Source organism: Peptacetobacter sp. AB800, assembly GCF_047807365.1.
Classification (GTDB): Bacteria; Bacillota; Clostridia; order Peptostreptococcales; family Peptostreptococcaceae; genus Peptacetobacter.
In genome coordinates, this window is sequence record NZ_JBLOUI010000091.1 from 1 (window position 1) to 1056 (window position 1056).

The 1056-nt window shown below is 29.8% G+C and carries 1 protein-coding gene; it reads left to right on the forward strand.

Features of this window, described 5'->3' with window-relative positions; translation table 11 throughout:
* Window positions 1-557: 557 nt before the first annotated feature.
* Entirely contained in the window at window positions 558-980 is a 423-nt protein-coding gene (locus tag ACK2WN_RS12155) for an ATP cone domain-containing protein (RefSeq protein WP_331683486.1), read from the forward strand.
* The last annotated feature ends 76 nt before the right edge of the window (window positions 981-1056 follow it).

A 1056-nucleotide genomic window follows, 5' to 3' on the forward strand; every position in this document is an offset into this window, starting at 1 on the left:
TGCAGTTGGCGGACCGCAATTATATCTTATCAAAAGGAGCTTTTTTATTAAAGACTCAAAGCTAAAAGCTTTACTGAACCCCCAGTCTAACTGGGGGTTTTCTACATACAAGTAGGGCTGTTACGATATTTTGTAGCAGCCTTTTTACTTAACACAAGTATTCGCTCTCCAGGCTTCAGCGTCGAGTTTGAATTTAGTCTTAGTTTTTTCTTATACTTATGTAAATTTTTTAGTTATATTCTCTTAAATTTTTGTACGATATAGAAAAATTGAAATTTCAATGTTTCCAAAATTACCTAAATTTTTTAGAAAAAAAGTTAAAAAAATTTTTTTATCTGGATATGTTGGAAATAGATAATCTCAGAATAAAATAGTAAATGCAGAACTTTATACTTGTTTTTATTTGTTTTTAGTGGGTATTTATTATATAGATTATCGACAATGTGATTTTGAGATTGAAAAATAAAAAACAAAAATTTTTTGTGGGTAATTTCTGTTATAATATATTATTGTGTGAAAGAACGAAAAAGAAAATTGAAAAAGGGAGGATATTTTGGATGAAGGTTATAAAGAGAGATGGTAGTACGGTTCCTTTTGATAGAACTAAGATAGAAGTAGCGATTTTAAAAGCTATGAAAAACGGAAGTGGGATATATATTCCTGAGATAGCTTCAAATATATCAATAGATGCTGAAAAACATTTTGAAAACTTCAAGCCTACACCTACTATACATCAGATAGAGGTGTATGTTTACGAAAGATTAATTCACTATGGGCAGAAAGAAACTGCAAGAGCTTATGAAGGATATAGAGCAGTTCAGTCTTTCAAAAGACATGTAAATACTACTGATGAAAATATACTTGGCTTAATAGCTAAGACAAATGAAGATATTTTAAAGGAGAATTCTAACAAGAACTCTATAATAGCTTCTACTCAGAGAGATCGTGCGACTTGTTGCAATTTGAAAAGAATTGCCTAGTTAGTTGATAAAATTCAAAAAAACTAGAACTGTTATCATGATTAGTAGAATGATAGGGTAACGCCTTGAAATGCTA